Source organism: Frondihabitans sp. 762G35 (assembly GCF_002074055.1).
Classification (GTDB): Bacteria; Actinomycetota; Actinomycetes; order Actinomycetales; family Microbacteriaceae; genus Frondihabitans.
The window spans coordinates 3,036,696-3,053,566 of the sequence record NZ_CP014619.1 but is presented as its reverse complement, the minus strand read 5'-3'; the positions used below and the strand labels follow the sequence as shown (position 1 = coordinate 3,053,566).

Sequence of the window (16,871 nt, the reverse complement as noted above, 5' to 3'; positions counted from 1 at the left end):
TCAGCCCCCGGCCGTCTGGAGAGCGGAGCAGGCGCCGCAGGCCGCGCATCCTGCCTTCTGGTCGGAGCCGCGCATGCCGGCGGCGACGAGCGCTTCCGAGACGCGCACCGTGATGTCGTGCAGCACGGACCGCCCGGGGGCGGTGGCGCCGTCCACGTCGGTCGCGAGCGTCCCCTGGAGCGGGCGGAACGGCACGACGAACGGGTAGACGCCCATCTCGATCAGCTCGCGGGCGGAGTCGACCATCTCGTCGGGGTCCTCGCCCAGCCCGACGAGCAGGTAGGTCGACACCTGGTTGCGTCCGAAGACGCGCACGGCCTCGCGCCAGGCGGCCCGGTACTCATCGAGCGGGACCCGGGACTTACCCGGCATCCAGCGGCGCCGGACGCGGTCGTCCATCGACTCGACGTGGATGCCGATCGAGCGGGCGCCCGCCTCGTACAGGTCCGTGATGGTGCGGAGGTCGGCGGGCGGTTCGCACTGCACCTGGATCATGAGGTCCGGCACCGCCCGCTTGACGGCGCGGACGCACCGGGCGAGGTGGGTGGCGCCCCGATCCCGTCCGTTGGACGTCCCCGTGGTCATGACCATCTGCTCGACGCCGTCGAGGCGCCAGGCGGCCTCCGCGACCTCGGCGATCATCGTGGGTGTCTTGACCGCGACGGTGGCTCCCGAGCGCAGCGACTCCTCGATCGAGCAGAAGCGGCACCGTTCAGCGGGGTCGTACCGGATGCAGGTCTGGACGACCGTGGTCGCCAGCACCTTGGCGCCGTGGAGCCGCGCGATCTTCTCGTAGGAGACGCCGTCGGCAGTGGCCAGGTCGTAGAAGCGGGGCCGGTCGACCGGCGACACCTCGAGGCCGGTGTCCTCGCCGTCGAGCAGGAGCTTCCCGTCGTCGACGAGGTACGGACTGTTCTGGTCGACGGGGATCGCCGACTGCATGCCCTGGAACAGGACGTGGCCGTCGTCGCTCGGCCCCGCCCCGCCCTCCCGGTGCACCGGAGCCGCCACCCGGATCCCGCGGATCGCGATGTCGACCCGGGTCGAGAGGGCCCCGCCGTTCGTGATCGTCATCAGCGCCCCGGTCTCAGACCATGTAGGTGCTGTTGATGATCGCGCCCTTGCGCGCGTAGTGGATGACGGCGTCCTGCACGTCGAGCGGGTGCGCGGGGATCACGCCCTCGATGAGGTCCTCCTCGCGGTTGCCGTGGAGAGCGAGGCCGAAGCGGCAGCAGAACACCGTGCCGCCCTCCTTGATGAAGGTCTCGAGCGCGTTGTTGATGTTGTTCTCGCCGGGGAACCCGTCGGCACCCGTCGTCGGGAAGCCGCGGTTGGCGATGCAGTTCATCGAGCCGGGGCCGTAGAAGTAGAGCACCGAGGTGAAGCCCTTGCGGAGGGCGCGGATGGCCTGGAGCGTGGCGACGAACGAGACCGACGACTCGTGGGCGATGCCGTGCACGAGTTGGAAGTAGTACTCGTCCTTCGTGGCCGTGTAGTCGGGGAAGATCTTGGTCGAGCCGTACATGTTCGAGCCCTTGGGCATCGAGGGGTGGGCGATCTCCGCGCGCGATTTCTCGCTGTTGTCGATGATCTGCTGGTCGATGTCGATGTCGCTCATGAGGGTGCTCCTTGGAGGGAAGGTCGTGAGGTGCTCTGAGGTCTCGCTGGTGATTCGAGTCTTGGTCGCGTTTGTTGCTGTCTCGTTTCGGTCTCGTTGCAGCTTCCCGCCGAAACCATCTCTTATTCCCGCTGTAACCAATCGGAAACACGTCCTGACGTTCACTGGAGGCACCGCAGGCCCTGCGGCGCCCGTCCGTCCCCGACCGCAAGGAGCCCCGATGGCCATCACCGTCGCCGCCGTCTCCGCGAACTTCACGCGAGACCTCGACCAGAACTACGACCTGATCGCCGAGCTCGTCGCCGAGGCGCGCGGCCGGGGCGTGCAGTTCCTCGTCCTCCCCGAGGCCGCGATCGGCGGCTACCTCTCGTCGCTCGGCAACCACGGCGACACGATCAAGAACACGACCCGCTCGCTCCCACCGGCCATCTCGCTCGACGGTCCCGAGATCCGGCGGCTGCAGGAGCTGGTGGGCGACCTGGTCGTGTGCATCGGCTTCTGCGAGCTGGCCGACGACGGCGCGACCCGGTACAACGCCGCGGTGTGTCTCGACGGCTCGCGGATCTACGGCTCCTACCGGAAGGTCCACCAGCCCCTCGGCGAGAACATGTCCTACTCGGCCGGGGACGTCTACGAGGCGTTCGACACCCCCGTCGGCCGCGTGGGGATGCAGATCTGCTACGACAAGGCGTTCCCGGAGGCGGCCAGGTCGCTCGCCCTCGACGGGGCCGAGATCATCGTCAGCATGTCCGCGTGGCCCGCCGCGCGGACCGCGACCGCGGAGAACCTCCAGGACGACCGCTGGACCTACCGCTTCAACCTCTTCGACGTCTCCCGAGCCCTCGACAACCAGGTGTTCTGGCTGGCGTCGAACCAGGCCGGCACCTTCGGCTCGCTCCGCTACGTCGGCAACGCCAAGGTGGTCGACCCGGGCGGGAACATCCTCGCGACGACGCTCCTCGACTCCGGCATGGCCGTCGCCGAGATCGACGTCGAAGGGACCTTCGCGGCCATGCGGGGCGGGATGTACCACCTGCGCGATCGACGGCCGGATGCGTACCGCACCGGCGAGTTCGAGGCCCGCTCGACCCGCCTCGAGGTCGAGGAGGAGCTTGCTCATGCCTGAGATGACCTTCCTGGTGCGCTGGCCCGACGGCACTGAGGCGTCGTGCTACTCGCCGAGCCTCGTGATGCACGACTACCTGACGACCGGCGGCGTCTATCCGGTCGACGAGTTCGTCTCGCGCTCGACGGAGGCGCTCGGGGTCGCCAGCGTCCGCGTCGCCGAGCGCTACGGCTTCGCCTGCACCTCGGCTCTCGCGCAGGCCGACGAGATCCGCTCCGCCGCCTCGGCCTTCGCGGTCGGATCGGTGGAGATCCTCCGGATGGAACCAGGGCTCCCCGCATGATCCCGGACGCCCGCACCGACACCGAAGGCGCACCCCGCCGCCGCGTGGTCGACGGCTCCCACGTCGACGTCGCGATCATCGGCGGCGGCCAGGCCGGCCTCTCGCTGAGCTGGCACCTGACCCGCGCGGGCACCGACCACGTCGTGCTCGAGCGCGACACGATCGCCCACGACTGGATCGATCGGCGCTGGAACGCCTTCACCCTGGTGACCCCCAACTGGCAGTGCCGGCTGCCCGGCTACCCCTACGACGGCGACGATCCGACGGGCTTCATGAAGCGCGACGAGGTGCACGCCTGGATCCGGCGCTACGCCCGGAGCTTCGCGGCGCCCGTCGTCGAGGGGGTCCTCGTGACCCGGCTGCGCGAGGGGCGGGCAGGATACGAGGTGGTCACCGACCAGGGCACCCTGACCGCCGACCAGGTGGTCGTCGCGACCGGCGGCTACCACCGCCCGGTCCTGCCCGCCGCGGCCGGCCGCGTCGCCCCCCACATCGTGCAGGTGCACTCGGCCGACTACCGCTCGCCCGAGGCGCTCCCCGAGGGCGGCGTGCTCGTCGTCGGCTCCGGGCAGTCCGGCGCGCAGATCGCCGAGGACCTCTTCCTCGCCGGCAAGCGGGTCCACCTCGCCCTCGGCTCCGCGCCCCGGTGCGCCCGTTTCTACCGCGGGCGCGACTGCATCGACTGGCTCGACGAGATGGGCGTCTACGACATCCCCGTCGAGGCGCAGGTCGGCGGGCTCACGAAGCGGGAGTCGACGAACCACTACATGACGGGGCGCGACGGCGGCCGCGACATCGACCTCCGCGCGTTCGCCAGGGACGGCATGGCTCTCTACGGCCGGATGACGACGGTCGAGGGCACCGCCCTCGGCTTCACGCCGACGGCGGAGGCCTCGCTCGACCACGCCGACTCCGTCATGGAGTCGATCAAGACCAACATCGACGAGTACATCGAGCGGGCCGGGATCGACGCGCCCACCGAGGCCCGCTACTCGCCGGTCTGGCGGCCGGAGCGGGAGGTCGAGGCGCTCGACCTCGACGCGGCAGGCATCGCGAGCATCGTCTGGGCGGTCGGCTTCCGCTCCGACTACGAGTGGATCCAGGTCGGCGTCTTCGACGGCGCCGGGCACCCGACCCATCGTCGCGGGGTGACGTCGGCGCCGGGCCTCTACTTCCTCGGACTGCCGTGGCTCCACACCTGGGGCTCGGGCCGGTTCGCCGCCGTCGCGCGCGACGCCGAGCACCTGGCGTCGCGCATCCTGACGCACGAGGCGCCCGCCCTGTTCGAGCGCGAGCCCGTCTCGGGTTGACTGAGGGCATGCGCATCGCTCAGGTGACCTACTCCACGAAGCCCCGCGGCGGCGTCGTCCACACGTTGGCCCTCGCCGAGGCGCTCGCTCGCCGCGGACACGAGGTCACCGTGTGGACGCTCGGGCGCGGCGGCGACGACGTGTTCTTCCGCGACGTCGACCCCGCGGTGTCGATCCGGGTCGTGCCGTTCCCCGAGCGGACGGGCGAGGACGTCGGTGCGCGCATCCGGCGGTCCATCGAGACGATGCGGGACGCCTTCGAGCCCGACGACCACGACGTCGTGCACGCGCAGGACTGCATCTCGGCGAACGCGGTCGGCCGCTGCATCCGGACCATCCACCACCTCGACGAGTTCACGACCCCCGAGCTCGTGGCCTGCCACGACCGCGCGATCCGGGAGCCGATCGCCCGCCTCTGCGTCTCCGCGGCGGTCGCCGCCGAGGTCGAGGCGGGCTGGGGCCTCGTGCCGACGGTCATCCCGAACGGGGTCGACGCCGCGCGCTTCGCGGAGGCCGACGGCTCGCCCTTCCGGGAGCGGTTCGGCCCCTACGTCCTTGCGCTGGGCGGCATCGAGCCGCGGAAGGGCAGTCTCGACCTGCTGGAGGCGATGGCCGGGGTCTCCGGCGCGCGACTGGTCTTCGGCGGCGGCGAGACCCTCTTCGACTACCGCCCCTACCGCGAGGCGTTCGACCGGCGCCTCGCCGAGCTGGGCCTACCCGTCGAGATCCTCGGCGTCCTCGACGAGGCGGACGTCGCCCCGCTCGTCGCCGGAGCCTCGGCGCTCGCGTTCGTGTCGACGAAGGAGGGCTTCGGGCTGGCCGCCATGGAGGCGCTCGCCGCCGGCGTGCCGGTCGTGGCGCGGGACCTCCCCGTCCTCCGCGAGGTCTTCGGCGACGCGGTGACCTACGCCGCCGACGTGCCGGCGATCACCGCCGCCCTGGAGCGGGTCCTGTCAGGTGACGCCCCTGCTCCCGCCCTCGGGATGCGGCTCGCCCGCTCGCACGACTGGGACGACGTCGCGTCCCGACACGAGAGCTTCTACCGACGGCTCGCCGGGGGAGGCGACCATGGCCAGGCTCTCGATCTCGCGGATCATCACCTCGCTGGCTGAGCAGGATCCGGCCCGCGTCGTCGCGATCGACGACGACACCCGGTTGACGGCCCGCGACCTCGACCTCCGCTCGAACCGGCTCGCCCGCGCCTACGCGGCCCTCGGCGTCGGTCGGGACGACCTCGTGACGGTCTCCCTGCCCAACTCCGTCGAGCTCGTCGTCGCGGTGTGCGCGATCTGGAAGCTGGGGGCGACGCCGCAGCCGGTCTCGACCGGCCTCGACACGCGCGAGCGGGAGGCGCTGGTCGAGCTGGCCCGCCCTGCCCTGGTCGTCGGCTTCGAGGTCGCGGGCCCTTGCATCCCGCCCGGCTTCGCGCCCGATCCTGCGCTGTCGGACGGTCCGCTCGCGGACGCCTGGGCCGCGTCGTGGAAGGCGCCCACCTCCTCCGGCAGCACGGGGCCGCCGAAGATCGTCCTGGCGACGGCCCCGGCGCTGCAGGATCCGTCGCGCCCGGTCGCCGAGTTCCTCCCCGTCGGCGGCGTCCACCTCGTCTCCGGGCCGCTGGTCCACTCCGCGACGTTCACCTACTCGTTCCGGGCGCTGATGACCGGGGCGACCCTCGTGATCCTGCCGCGGTTCGAGGAGAGGCGCGTGCTCCGGGCGATCGCCGAGCACCGGGTGACGTGGGCGCTCCTCGTGCCGACGATGATGAGTCGTCTCCTCCGGCTGCCGGAGGCCGAACGGGCCGGCGCCGACCTGTCGTCGCTGGGGACGGTGCTGCACCTGGGTGCCCCGTGCGCGCCGTCGGTGAAGCGGGCCTTCGCCGACTGGGTCGGCGCGTCGACCCTCGTCGAGGTCTACGCGGGGAGCGAGTCGAACGGGCTCGTCATGATGCGCGGGGACGAGTGGGCGGCGCACCCCGGGAGCGTCGGCCGCCCGATCGGCGGCACGACGCTGTCGATCCGCTCGCCGTCGGGGCAGCCGGTCGCCACGGGGGAATCGGGGACCATCTGGATGCACCGCGAGGGCGGGCCCACTTACCGCTACGTCGGAGCCGCGGGGCGACGCACCGACGACGGCTGGGACACCCTGGGCGACCTCGGTCACGTCGACGCCGACGGCTACCTCCACGTCGAGGATCGCGCCGACGACACCATCAATCGCGGCGGCGTGACCGTCCACCCGGTCGAGGTCGAGCGCGTGATGGAGGAGCACCCGGCCGTGCGGTCCGCCGTCGCGGTCGGGATCGCCGACGACGACCTCGGGCAGCGGATCGAGGTGGTCGCCGACGTGGCCGAGTCGGACGTCGAGGCGGCGGAGCTCCTGGCCTGGGTGCAGGAGCGGATCGACCGGGAGCGTCGACCCGCCGCCGTCCACCTCACGCGGGAGCCCGTTCGCAGCGACGCGGGCAAGACGAGCCGTCGTACGTTCCGCGCCCTCGTGGAGGCCGGGCGCTTCCGCGCCTCCGGCTAAGGTGACCGCCATGGGATCGATCACGATGGGCGCCGTGGCCGCGCACTTCGGCCGCGACATCGACAGGACCCTGGTCAAGCTCTCCGGCATGATCGAGCAGGCGCGCGATCGCGGCACCGACCTCTTCGTCCTGCCGGATGCGACGCTCGGCGGCTACCTCTCCGACCTCGTGCATCCGGGTACCGGCGAGCTCCCCCCGGCCGTCGAGCTGGACGGCCCCGAGATCCAGGCGGTCGCCGAGCTGGCCGGCGACATGGTGGTCTGCTTCGGCGTCGCCGAGCGCGCGCTCGAGGGCGGCGCCGAGGTCCACTACAACACGGCCGTGTGCGTGCAGGGCGGCGGCGTCCTCGGCACCCACCGCAAGGTGCACCTGCCCCTCGGCGAGTCGGAGGTCTACCGGGCCGGACGCTCCTTCGCGGCCTTCGACACCCCCGTTGGGCGTCTGGGCATGCTGATCGACTTCGACAAGACCTACCCGGAGTCGGCGCGCACCCTGGCCCTGGACGGCGCGACCATCCTCGCCTGCCTGAGCGCGTGGCCGGCGAGCATCACCGACCGCTCGGACCGCCTCCGCAACGACCGCCAGGCCCACCTGTTCGACCTCTACGACTGCGCCCGAGCGGCCGAGAACCAGGTCTACCTCGTCTCGTCCAACCAGACCGGCGTGCTGGGCGGGCTGCGCTTCCTGGGTCAGGCGAAGATCGTCGACCCGGCGGGCGAGATCGTGTCGAAGACCTGGGCGAAGGGCGGCCTGGCCGAGGCGACGGTCGACGTGGAGGCGGGGGTGGCACGGGCCCGGCGCACGATGAACCACCTCCGCGACCGGGTGGAGGCCGCATACGGGTCGGACACCCCCGTTGTGGGGGCGACACGATCCCCGGGGCGTGCGTAGGGTCCGAGGAAGCGAGGGGTTCTCCCCCCGCGGATCCATTTCGAGGCCCTGCCCCTTCCGGTGCAGTCGACGACCCAGGGACGCATGACCTCTCGCGCAGCTTCTTCAGGCAGCACCGCTTCCGCCTCACCCGGCAGCGGCACCGGATCCTCGACGGTCATCACCGTCGACGATCTCCTCGCCCTGGCCGGACGCGGTGATCGCCGCGCCTTCGCCGCCCTCTACGATCGGACGGCCGCGCGCGTGCTCGGCCTCGTGACGCGCTCCGTCCGCGACCCCGCGCAGTCCGAGGAGGTCGCCCAGGAGGCGTACCTCGAGCTCTGGCGGCACGCCCCTCGCTACGACGCCGGTCGGGGCGACGCCCTGAGCTGGATGCTCGCCATCGCGCAGCGCCGTGCCGTCGAGCGGATCCGCGCCGTCGAAGCGCTCTGACCGTCGGCGCGGCGGCACGGCGACTCGGCATCGAGAATTGTCAGCACGCTTCCGATGGAAACGCTCTAACCTGACCCTGCCGGATGGTAACCGGCTGGCACGTCGCGAGGGGATTCTCCTGATCCGGTTTCCTCTTCTGGGATGGCCGCGGCCCTTCGGCTCTTCGGAGCCGGAGGGCCTGCCTGTTTCCGGAGCCGGGTCGTCGCGACGCAACTGCGCTCTCGCGCCTCTTTCCTCGATCCTGTAGGATCTTGCGCATTCACACCTGGTCCAATGGAGGAGCACACGTGACGCGACTGTGGAATGAACCCGGCGATTTCGTCGACGAGATGATCGAGGGTTTCGTCCTCGCCAATCGCACCTACGTCAAGCAGGTCCGCGGGGGAGTGACGCGGGCGACTCGCTCGTCGGAGCCCGGCGTCGCCCTGGTGATCGGCGGCGGATCCGGCCACTACCCCGCCTTCGGAGGCCTCGTCGGCCCGGGCCTCGCCCACGGAGCGGCCATGGGCAACCTCTTCTCGTCGCCGTCGTCGGTGCAGGTCGAATCCGTCATCCGCGCCAGCGAGCGCGGGGGAGGAGTCCTCCTCAGCTACGGCAACTACGCGGGCGACGTCCTCAACTTCACCGCGGCGCAGGAGGCCGTGGCCGCGGACGGGATCGAGTGCCGCACCGTCCTCGTCACCGACGACGTCTTCAGCGCTCGCCCCGAGGAGCGCTCCAGCCGCCGGGGCATCGCGGGCGACCTGACGGTGTTCAAGGTGGCCGGCGCCGCCGCTGCCGAGGGGCTGGACCTCGACGACGTCGAGCGCGTCGCGATCTCGGCCAACGACCGGACCCGGTCGATGGGTGTCGCCTTCACCGGCTGCACGCTGCCGGGCGCCGACGAGCCGCTCTTCTCCGTCCCGGAGGGTCGCATGGCCGTCGGGCTCGGGATCCACGGCGAACCGGGGATCGACGAGACGGACATCCCCACGGCCGACGGCCTCGCGGCGCTGTTCGTCGACACGCTCCTCGCGGAGGCCGAGATCCCCGACGGTGTCGATCTGGACGGTGCTCGAGTCGTGCCTCTCCTGAATGGTCTCGGGTCCGTCAAGACCGAAGAGCTCTTCATCGTCTACCGCCGCGTCGCGGCCCTCCTCGAGGAGCGGGGGCTCACCATCGTCGACCCTCAGGTGGGCGAGTTCTGCACCAGCTTCGACATGGCGGGTGCCTCCCTGACCCTTCTCTGGCTCGACGACGAACTCGAACGCCTCTGGACCGCGCCCGCCGACACCCCCGCCCTGACCCGCGGCTCCGTCGCCGACGACTCCGCCCTCGTGGACTCGCCCGATTCGACGGCGTCCGGTCCGGAGGTCGTGCCGGAGTCGTCCCCCGAGTCGCGCGACGCGGCCCGTCAAATCACCTCGATCCTCGAGACGATCGTCGCCACCGCCGATCGCGACACCGTGGAATGGGGCCACCTCGACTCGATCGCCGGCGACGGCGACCACGGGATCGGTATGCAGCGCGGCGCCCGGGCGGCACTCGCCGCGGCGGAGACGGCCACGACCGCAGGAGCAGGGGCCCGCACGGTCCTCACCGCCGCGGCCGAGGCCTGGGCCGACCGCGCCGGCGGGACGTCGGGGGCGCTGTGGGGAGTCCTCCTCCGGAGCCTCGCCGGCGAGCTGTCCGACGCGGCCTCGCCGCTCGCCTCGCAGATCGCGGAGGGCGTCTCGCGGGGGCGGGAGGCCGTCATGACCGTCGGGAAGGCGGCCGTGGGCGACAAGACCATGGTCGACGCCCTGGTCCCCTTCGCCGACGCTCTGGCCGCGGAGGTCGACTCGGGCTCCGACGTCGCCGCCGCGTGGCGGATCGCGGCGGAAGCGGCTACACGCGGCGCGGAGTCGACGGCGGCCCTCACTCCCCGGCTGGGGCGCGCGCGGACGCACGGCGACAAGGCCGTCGGCTCGCAGGATCCCGGCGCGGTGTCGTTCGCGGCCATCGCCCGGGCCGTCTCCGAGCACCTCGACCACCGACCGGAAGACGAAGCGGCAGGAGAACGATGAAGACGTGGAGAGTGGCCATCGGTTCCGATGACGCGGGCTTCGACTACAAGGAGGCCGTCAAGCGGGATCTCGAGACCAGCGAGCGGGTGGTGTCGGTCGTCGACGTGGGCGTGGACGCGTCGGGCGGGACCAACTATCCGACGGTCGCGACGGCGGCGGCGGAGCTCGTCGCGAGCGGGGAGGTCGACCGCGCGATCCTGTTCTGCGGGACCGGTCTCGGTGTCGCCATCGCCGCCAACAAGGTCCGCGGCGTCCGGGCCGTCACCGCGCACGACAGCTACAGCGTCGAACGCAGCGTCCTGTCGAACGACGCCCAGGTCCTCTGCCAGGGGCAGCGCGTCGTCGGCCTGGAGCTCGCTCGGAGGAACGTGCGCGAGTGGCTCACCTACGAGTTCGACGCCTCCAGCGCCTCGAACGACAAGGTGCGGGAGATCGACGCCTACGAGGCGCGATGACTCGGCCGGCATGACGCTCATCGGCGTGAGCCTCAAGATGTACTTCGGCCACGCGCAGACGATCGAGTGGTGCCGTGCGGTCCGGGCGATCGCGGACGACCACGAGGCGATCGCCAGCGGGGCGGCCGAACTCTTCGTCCTGCCCACGTTCCCGTCCATCCCCGCCACCCGGGAGATTCTCGCCCCCGTGGTCGGGGTCGGAGCGCAAGACATCGCCACGGACGACGCCGGTGCGTTCACCGGCGAGGTCAGCGGCAGCGTCCTGGCCGAGCTCGGCTGCACCCTCGCGGAGATCGGGCACGCGGAGCGCCGGAGACTCTTCGCCGAGACCGACGAGCAGATCGGCCGGAAGGTCGCGGCCGCCTTCCGCAACGGCCTCACCCCGCTCGTCTGCCTCGGAGAGGTCGAGCAGGGGGGTGCCGAGGCGGCGGTCGCCGAGTGCTTGCAGCAACTCGGCGCCGCGCTCGCGGGGTCCGATCGGCTCAGCCTGACGGGGCCGCTCGTCGTCGCCTACGAGCCGGTGTGGGCGATCGGGCAGCCGACGGCGGCCCCCGTGGCTCACGTCCGGGACGTCGGCCTCGCCCTCGGCGCCCACCTCCGCGGCCTCCCCGGGCGCCAGGGCTCGCGCGTCCTCTACGGCGGCAGCGCGGGCCCGGGCCTCCTCACGGAGGTCGGCGACGCCGTCGACGGGCTCTTCCTCGGGCGATTCGCTCACGATCCGGAGGCCGTCCGGAGCATCCTCGACGAAGTCCCTAAACTGTCGCTGTCATGACCGACCCCCTCTTCCCCGTCGCGGCCGTCCAGTCGCTCGAGCGGCGCGGCCTCCGCGACCACGTCTACGACCGGGTGCTCGACGTCCTGCTCGGCCCGTCGGTCGAGCCGGGCACTCGGCTGTCCATCGACGCCGTCGCGCGAGAACTCGGAGTCTCGCCGACCCCGGTCCGCGAAGCGCTCGTCCAGCTGGAGCGGACGGGCCTCGTCACTCGCGTCGCGAACAAGGGCTACCGGGTGGCGCCGCCCCTCGTCGCCGAGCACCTGGACGCCCTTTTCGACGCCCGCGCGGTGCTCGAGGGGGGAGCCGCGGAGCTCGCGGCCCGTCACGCCGACTCGCTGCTCCCCCTCCTGGAGGAGGCCCTCGAACGCCACACCCGGACGGCCGAGCGGGTCAAGGAGGCGGCACGCACGGGGGAGCTCCCCCTCGAGCTCATCCGCGAGTACTTCGCCGACGACTGGAACTTCCACCACGTCATCTTCGAGAGCACGGGCAACCCGTTCCTCCTCGACATGTCCGACTCGATCTCGACCCGGGTCCACCGGATGCGGCAGACGGTCCACACCGGGGCCACCGACGCCGGCGACGCCGTCACCGAGCATCGCGCCATCATGCGCGCGTTCGCGGTCGGACCTCAGACGGCCGGGCAGGCCATGCGCGATCACATCGAACGGGTGCGGGAGCGCTCCCGTCACGACTCGGAGGTCTGAGCCCGCGGCTCCTGCCCTCAGCCGAGAGGCGGGGGACCGAGCTCGTCGAGGAGCTTCGACATGGCGACGTAGGCGCGGTTGCGGTACGCGACGAGCTCGGCGGTGCGCTCGGCCGGGACGTCGAGATAGCCCGCACCCGACTTGGTCCCGAGGTGTCCGGCCGCCACGTGGTCGGCCAGCGACCGGGGAGTTGCGAACCGCTCGGGCCACCGGGTCTGGAGCGACTCGTAGCAGAACGCGTAGACGTCGAGCCCGGCCATGTCCGCGATCGCGAACGGGCCGAAGAACGGGAGGCGGAAGCCGAAGGTGGTGCGGACGATGGTGTCGACGTCCTCCGCCGTCGCGATCCCCTCCTCGACGATCTCGCTCGCCTCGGTGAACAGGGCGTACTGCAGGCGGTTGAGGACGAAGCCGACGCTGTCCGAGATGCGGGCGGTCTGCTTGCCCGTCGCGCGCACGACGCTCTCGGCGAGATCGACGGCCTCCGCCGTGGTGGTCGCGTGGGGGATGAGCTCCACACCCGGGATGAACGGCGCCGGGTTGGAGAAGTGAACTCCGAGGAAGCGCTCGGGGCCGACGACCGCTGTCGCCAGTGCGCCGATCTGGATGGTGGACGTGTTCGAGCCGATGACCGCGTCCGGCCGAGCGGCCTCGCTGATCCTGCGGAGGGTCGCGTGCTTGATCTCGATCTTCTCCGGGACGGCCTCCTCGATGAAGTCGGCCCCGGCGACGGCGTCCTCCACGGACGCCGCCGGCGTGACGAGCGCCCGGATCCGCTCCACCGCGTCGGCCGGGAAGAGGCCGTCGGCCACGAACTGGCGGGCCTCCTCGAGGAGGCGTTCGTGGTTGGCGGCGGCGATCTCGGCCGTCACGTCGGCGAGGGACACCGGCACTCCCGAAAGGGCGAGCATCTGGGCGATCCCGCCCCCCATGTAGCCGGAACCGACTACGGCTGCTGTCATGGAACTCATCGTCGGGTTCTCCTTCTCGTGATCACTTCTGGGGCAAGAGCGTTCGGATGTACGCCTGATTCGTCGCGCAGACGCCCAGGCTGTCGCCGCCGTACTGCTCGGCGAGGATGATCCCGCGGAATCCGACGTCGACGGCCTCCCGGAAGACCTGCCGGTAGTTGATGAGGCCGGCCTCCATCGTCGACGGCGCGGACGTCGCCCACGATCCGTCGCCGGCCTCGTCGCGCGAGTAGTTCTTCACGTGCAGGTAGTTCGCGTACGGCAGGGTGGCGGTGAAGACGTCGCGCCAGTCCTCGACCGGTCGGTGCAGCCGGATCAGGTTCGCCACGTCCGGATTCAGGCCGACGTTGTCGAGGCCCACGTCCTCGACGAACCGGACGGCGCTCTCCGCCGTGCCGAGGTAGGTGTCCTCGTACATCTCCAGCGCCAGAGGCAGCCCCACGTCGGCCGCGTGCTTCCCGAGCTCGCGCATGGAGCGGACGGCCCGCTGCCAGACGTCGGGATCGTCGGGGTCCTTCGGGCCCTCCGCCGTCCAGAACCAGAGCGCGCGCCGCTGGGCGTCGCTGAAGGGCTGATGCAGCCCCGTCGAGAAGACCTTCATCCCCCACTCGGCGGCTCCGTCGATCGTCCGGTGGGCGTACTCGAGGTTCTCCGCCTCTCTGCCCGGCATGATGACGCTGCGCCTCTGGAGGTGCACGGAGGGGATGCCCACCCCGTGCGACCGGGCGATGTCGAGGAATTCGTCGCGTCGACCCGGCTCGAGGTCGGCCGGGCGCACGTGGCTGTCCGCGAGCTCGGCCAGCCGGAATCCGACCGACTCGATCTGGGCGAACATGTCGTCCCAGACCTCCGCGGGGGCGTCGTGGAGGGCGACGCCGTGCCTGTCGACGGGCGGGAAGGCGTGGAGGCACGTCGCGATCGGCCAGGTCTCGGCCGTCCAGGTCGCGGGGTCCCAGTTCTGGTCGTTCGGCGTCGGGCTCACGATCCTCCATCGGCTCGGGGTGCTCTGAACATAGATCCTATAGGAAAAATGGCGGAACGCCCGCGGACGAACCTGTCTGGATCGGCGTAGGTTCACTCTCGCGTCACCACCAGTGCAGCTCGGCGACCAGTCGACCGCTGCGTCCGCGAGAACCGGAAGAAGCATGACTGATACCGCCAAGTCCACCCGCCCCGCCGCTCCTGCCTCACCGACGAGGGGACGATGGTGGATCGTCGTCGCGGCCCTCCTGCTGCAGTTCTCGATCGGCGCCGTCTACGCCTGGAGCGTCTTCAGCACGGCGCTGAAGAGCCCGAAGGCGATGGGCCTCTCGAACCCCGAGGCGTCGCTGCCGTTCGAGGTGACGATCGGCATGATCTTCATCGGCACCTACATCGGCGGCCGGATCCAGGACAAGCGCGGCCCGCGACCCGTCGCCATCACCGGTGGCATCATCTACGCCCTGGGCTCGCTCCTCGCGTCGCTCGCCCACGACCACAGCCAGTTCTGGCTGCTGATCCTCGGCTACGGCGTCATCGGCGGCTTCGGCCTCGGACTCGCCTACATCGTCCCGATCGCCATGCTGCAGAAGTGGTTCCCCGACAAGCGCGGACTCATCACCGGTCTGGCCGTCGCCGGGTTCGGCTTCGGCGCCGTGCTCACGGCCCCGGTGGCCCAGTCGCTGATCGCCGTGCACCCGGACAACCCGACGTGGGCGTTCCTGCCGCTCGGTCTCGCCTACCTCGTGCTCTCCGTCGTCGGGGCCGCGTTCTTCCGGAACCCGCCGGAGGGCTACGAGGTCCCGGGCTGGGTGCCGTCCACCAGCGGCCGCGTCCGTGACAGCCTCCGCGAGTACACCGGCCGCGAGGCCCTCCGCGCACCGCAGTGGTACCTGCTGACGGCGATCCTGACCCTGAACACCACGGTCGGCATCTCGCTCATCTCCCAGGCCAACTCCAGCGCCGTCGACATCGCCGGGTACACCCTGACCGGAGCCGCGGGAGTCGTCGGCGTCCTGGCGCTCTTCAACGGCGGCGGTCGCATCTTCTGGGCCTGGATCTCCAACCGGACCGGCAGAATGCCCGCCTTCGGCCTGATGCTCGGCCTCCAGGGCGTCTGCCTCCTGCTGATCCCGCACGCGGGCAACCCCGCGTTCTTCGTCGCCCTCGCCGCGATCGTCTACCTCTGCTACGGCGGCGGCTTCGGGACGATGCCCGCCACGGCCGGCGACTTCTTCGGCGTCAAGCACGCGGGAGCGATCTACGGCCTCATGATCATCGGCTGGAGCCTCGGCGGTGTCATCGGCCCGCCCATCATCGCGTCGCTCGTCGGTGCCGACAAGGCCTACACGATCGGCTACACGGTCATGGGCATCATCGCCCTGGTCTCCATCGTCCTGACGGTGATCACGCGGATGCCCCGCTCGAAGGACGCCGACGCGAAGGGCACGGCTGCGAAGGCCACGACGGCGACGAGCACGACCGCCTGAGCCTCGGATGCCGGACGCGACGCCCGTGGCCGACCTCGAGTCAGGCCGCGGGCGTCAGTCGTTTCTTGACGACCTGCGAGAGCCGGTGCGCCGGCCTCTCGACGGCCTTGTAGAACAGCCAGCCGACCAGGAGCGACAGGGGCACCGACACGAGTCCGCTCCAGTTCTGCAGGGGCTGCGGCAGGAGCTGGGCGACTCCCACGACGACGGGTTCGTGCGTCAGGTAGAGGCTGAACGAGATCATGCCGAGCCAGCGGACGACCCTCGTCGTGAGGAAGCGGCGGGCTCCCTCGCTCCCCATCGCGATGACGACGAAGAGGGCCGCGCCGAGCAGGACCGGAAAGGCGGTGACGCCCAGGAGCCGCGGAGGCAGCACGGGGGCGAGCGTCCACCGCGCCGTGAGCAGGAGCGACGCGACCACCGTGAGCGCCACCCAGGCGTTGCCGGGACGCGCCGAGCGGTTGACGCGCTCGAGGAGCGCGGTGAGCCGGGGGAGTGCCGCGGCGAACAGGGCGCCGATGCCGAAAGCCGGCAGGTACTCGAGGCTCGGGTGCGTGCTGAGCGCGACGGTGCCGACCGCGCTGACGGCGGCGAGCACGAACACCAGCTGCAGCCAGACCCGTTCGAGCTTCACGGCGAGGAACACGAAGAGCGGCAGCAGGAGCGAGAACAGACCTCCCACTGCAGCGACCACAGCGGCCCGTTCAGGGTGTTGGCACCGTCGAGGAGCACGGCGTCGCGGGCGATCTTGAGGAGCGTGACGGGTTCCGCGTGATCCTGCAGGTACGCCCCCGGGGCCTGGGCCAGCGACTCGCGCGGCAACACGGCGATGATGAGCAGGCACCAGGCGATCGCCGCGAGGACGGGCAGGTAGAGCCGCAGGATCCGGGACGGGTAGTAGGCCCGCCACGGGAACCTCGCCGCCCTCAGCACCGGCAGCGTCAGCACGAAGCCGCTCAGGATGAAGAAGACCAGCACGCCCTCCGTCCCCGAGAGGACGATGCGTAGCGGCGAGTAGTCGAACCAGGCCCAGGAGCCGGCGCCGCGGCCCGTGAACTCCGGGTCGGAGAACTGCGGCACGACCATGACGGCGTGGTAGAGCAGCACGGTGGCGGCGGCGACTCCGCGGAGTCCGTCGAGGTTCTCGAAGCGGCGCGGGGCGGCAGGAGTCGTGGGTGCGGCGGGAGCCGTGGCTTCGGCGGGCGCGGGCGAGGCCGGGCCCTCGGTGTCAGCGGTTCGGGCCGCGGGTGAGGTCACCCGCCT

At 71.3% G+C, this 16,871-nt stretch carries 18 protein-coding genes; 12 read left to right on the top strand and 6 right to left on the bottom strand.

The genetic code is table 11. The features are described 5' to 3' along the window. Complete coding sequence (locus tag AS850_RS14450) at positions 1 to 1,074, bottom strand: MSMEG_0568 family radical SAM protein (protein WP_119869749.1); 1,074 nt, start codon at positions 1,072 to 1,074, stop codon at positions 1 to 3. Positions 1,075 to 1,087: 13 nt separating this feature from the next. Beyond that, entirely contained in the window at positions 1,088 to 1,618 is a 531-nt protein-coding gene (locus tag AS850_RS14445) for an MSMEG_0572/Sll0783 family nitrogen starvation response protein (RefSeq protein ID WP_119869748.1), read from the bottom strand. Between the two features lie 220 nt (positions 1,619 to 1,838). On the opposite strand from AS850_RS14445, the gene AS850_RS14440 reads away from it, so the two are divergent. The 11 genes from AS850_RS14440 (at position 1,839) to AS850_RS14390 (ending at position 12,169) form a co-directional block, all read left to right on the top strand. After that, complete coding sequence (locus tag AS850_RS14440; protein WP_119869747.1) at positions 1,839 to 2,744, top strand: carbon-nitrogen hydrolase family protein; 906 nt, start codon at positions 1,839 to 1,841, stop codon at positions 2,742 to 2,744. Next, positions 2,737 to 3,027: an MSMEG_0570 family nitrogen starvation response protein gene (locus AS850_RS14435; protein ID WP_119869746.1), complete on the top strand. Its 291-nt coding sequence runs from the start codon at positions 2,737 to 2,739 to the stop codon at positions 3,025 to 3,027. Before AS850_RS14440 ends, AS850_RS14435 begins: the two co-directional genes overlap by 8 nt. Continuing rightward, positions 3,024 to 4,337, top strand: coding sequence for an MSMEG_0569 family flavin-dependent oxidoreductase (locus AS850_RS14430; protein WP_119869745.1), 1,314 nt, complete (start codon positions 3,024 to 3,026; stop codon positions 4,335 to 4,337). The genes AS850_RS14435 and AS850_RS14430 overlap by 4 nt, the downstream gene beginning before the upstream one ends. An 8-nt stretch (positions 4,338 to 4,345) precedes the next feature. Further along, complete coding sequence (locus tag AS850_RS14425) at positions 4,346 to 5,449, top strand: MSMEG_0565 family glycosyltransferase (RefSeq protein WP_119869744.1); 1,104 nt, start codon at positions 4,346 to 4,348, stop codon at positions 5,447 to 5,449. Beyond that, complete coding sequence (locus tag AS850_RS14420) at positions 5,406 to 6,863, top strand: AMP-binding protein (protein ID WP_119869743.1); 1,458 nt, start codon at positions 5,406 to 5,408, stop codon at positions 6,861 to 6,863. The genes AS850_RS14425 and AS850_RS14420 overlap by 44 nt, the downstream gene beginning before the upstream one ends. A 10-nt stretch (positions 6,864 to 6,873) precedes the next feature. After that, a complete protein-coding gene (locus AS850_RS14415) occupies positions 6,874 to 7,755 on the top strand; it encodes a carbon-nitrogen hydrolase family protein (RefSeq protein WP_119870351.1) in 882 nt (293 codons plus the stop codon). Positions 7,756 to 7,839: 84 nt separating this feature from the next. Beyond that, positions 7,840 to 8,187 (top strand): sigma factor, encoded by a 348-nt coding sequence (locus AS850_RS14410; RefSeq protein WP_119870350.1) that lies wholly within the window; start codon positions 7,840 to 7,842, stop codon positions 8,185 to 8,187. Positions 8,188 to 8,474: 287 nt separating this feature from the next. Continuing rightward, positions 8,475 to 10,232, top strand: a complete 1,758-nt coding sequence (locus AS850_RS14405) for a dihydroxyacetone kinase family protein (protein WP_119869742.1) — start codon at positions 8,475 to 8,477, stop codon at positions 10,230 to 10,232. Continuing rightward, positions 10,229 to 10,687 carry a ribose-5-phosphate isomerase gene (locus tag AS850_RS14400; protein ID WP_119869741.1) on the top strand — a complete coding sequence of 153 codons (459 nt, stop codon included), beginning with the start codon at positions 10,229 to 10,231 and terminating at the stop codon, positions 10,685 to 10,687. Before AS850_RS14405 ends, AS850_RS14400 begins: the two co-directional genes overlap by 4 nt. A 10-nt stretch (positions 10,688 to 10,697) precedes the next feature. Next, positions 10,698 to 11,459 carry a triose-phosphate isomerase family protein gene (locus tag AS850_RS14395; protein ID WP_119869740.1) on the top strand — a complete coding sequence of 254 codons (762 nt, stop codon included), beginning with the start codon at positions 10,698 to 10,700 and terminating at the stop codon, positions 11,457 to 11,459. Further along, positions 11,456 to 12,169, top strand: a complete 714-nt coding sequence (locus AS850_RS14390) for a GntR family transcriptional regulator (protein ID WP_119869739.1) — start codon at positions 11,456 to 11,458, stop codon at positions 12,167 to 12,169. Before AS850_RS14395 ends, AS850_RS14390 begins: the two co-directional genes overlap by 4 nt. Before the next feature lie 17 nt (positions 12,170 to 12,186). Here the strand turns inward: AS850_RS14390 and AS850_RS14385 are convergent, their stop codons facing one another. Further along, a complete protein-coding gene (locus AS850_RS14385) occupies positions 12,187 to 13,140 on the bottom strand; it encodes a 3-hydroxyacyl-CoA dehydrogenase family protein (protein WP_119869738.1) in 954 nt (317 codons plus the stop codon). 22 nt (positions 13,141 to 13,162) lie between these two features. Next, positions 13,163 to 14,122 carry a sugar phosphate isomerase/epimerase family protein gene (locus tag AS850_RS14380; RefSeq protein WP_236940747.1) on the bottom strand — a complete coding sequence of 320 codons (960 nt, stop codon included), beginning with the start codon at positions 14,120 to 14,122 and terminating at the stop codon, positions 13,163 to 13,165. A gap of 163 nt (positions 14,123 to 14,285) precedes the next feature. On the opposite strand from AS850_RS14380, the gene AS850_RS14375 reads away from it, so the two are divergent. After that, a complete protein-coding gene (locus AS850_RS14375) occupies positions 14,286 to 15,608 on the top strand; it encodes an L-lactate MFS transporter (protein ID WP_119869736.1) in 1,323 nt (440 codons plus the stop codon). A gap of 40 nt (positions 15,609 to 15,648) precedes the next feature. Here the strand turns inward: AS850_RS14375 and AS850_RS14370 are convergent, their stop codons facing one another. Further along, complete coding sequence (locus tag AS850_RS14370) at positions 15,649 to 16,290, bottom strand: acyltransferase family protein (RefSeq protein WP_216819772.1); 642 nt, start codon at positions 16,288 to 16,290, stop codon at positions 15,649 to 15,651. Further along, on the bottom strand, positions 16,239 to 16,865 hold the full coding sequence (locus tag AS850_RS14365) for an acyltransferase family protein (RefSeq protein ID WP_164088470.1): 627 nt from the start codon (positions 16,863 to 16,865) through the stop codon (positions 16,239 to 16,241). The genes AS850_RS14370 and AS850_RS14365 overlap by 52 nt, the downstream gene beginning before the upstream one ends. Positions 16,866 to 16,871: the final 6 nt, after the last annotated feature.

What these genes read in the sequence shown, in the direction of transcription:
- AS850_RS14450 (WP_119869749.1), bottom strand. Translation starts at nt 1,074, where the DNA reads ATGACGATCACGAACGGCGGGGCCCTCTCGACCCGGGTCGACATCGCG.
- AS850_RS14445 (WP_119869748.1), bottom strand. Translation starts at nt 1,618, where the DNA reads ATGAGCGACATCGACATCGACCAGCAGATCATCGACAACAGCGAGAAA.
- AS850_RS14440 (WP_119869747.1), top strand. Translation starts at nt 1,839, where the DNA reads ATGGCCATCACCGTCGCCGCCGTCTCCGCGAACTTCACGCGAGACCTC.
- AS850_RS14435 (WP_119869746.1), top strand. Translation starts at nt 2,737, where the DNA reads ATGCCTGAGATGACCTTCCTGGTGCGCTGGCCCGACGGCACTGAGGCG.
- AS850_RS14430 (WP_119869745.1), top strand. Translation starts at nt 3,024, where the DNA reads ATGATCCCGGACGCCCGCACCGACACCGAAGGCGCACCCCGCCGCCGC.
- AS850_RS14425 (WP_119869744.1), top strand. Translation starts at nt 4,346, where the DNA reads ATGCGCATCGCTCAGGTGACCTACTCCACGAAGCCCCGCGGCGGCGTC.
- AS850_RS14420 (WP_119869743.1), top strand. Translation starts at nt 5,406, where the DNA reads ATGGCCAGGCTCTCGATCTCGCGGATCATCACCTCGCTGGCTGAGCAG.
- AS850_RS14415 (WP_119870351.1), top strand. Translation starts at nt 6,874, where the DNA reads ATGGGATCGATCACGATGGGCGCCGTGGCCGCGCACTTCGGCCGCGAC.
- AS850_RS14410 (WP_119870350.1), top strand. Translation starts at nt 7,840, where the DNA reads ATGACCTCTCGCGCAGCTTCTTCAGGCAGCACCGCTTCCGCCTCACCC.
- AS850_RS14400 (WP_119869741.1), top strand. Translation starts at nt 10,229, where the DNA reads ATGAAGACGTGGAGAGTGGCCATCGGTTCCGATGACGCGGGCTTCGAC.
- AS850_RS14395 (WP_119869740.1), top strand. Translation starts at nt 10,698, where the DNA reads ATGACGCTCATCGGCGTGAGCCTCAAGATGTACTTCGGCCACGCGCAG.
- AS850_RS14390 (WP_119869739.1), top strand. Translation starts at nt 11,456, where the DNA reads ATGACCGACCCCCTCTTCCCCGTCGCGGCCGTCCAGTCGCTCGAGCGG.
- AS850_RS14385 (WP_119869738.1), bottom strand. Translation starts at nt 13,140, where the DNA reads ATGAGTTCCATGACAGCAGCCGTAGTCGGTTCCGGCTACATGGGGGGC.
- AS850_RS14375 (WP_119869736.1), top strand. Translation starts at nt 14,286, where the DNA reads ATGACTGATACCGCCAAGTCCACCCGCCCCGCCGCTCCTGCCTCACCG.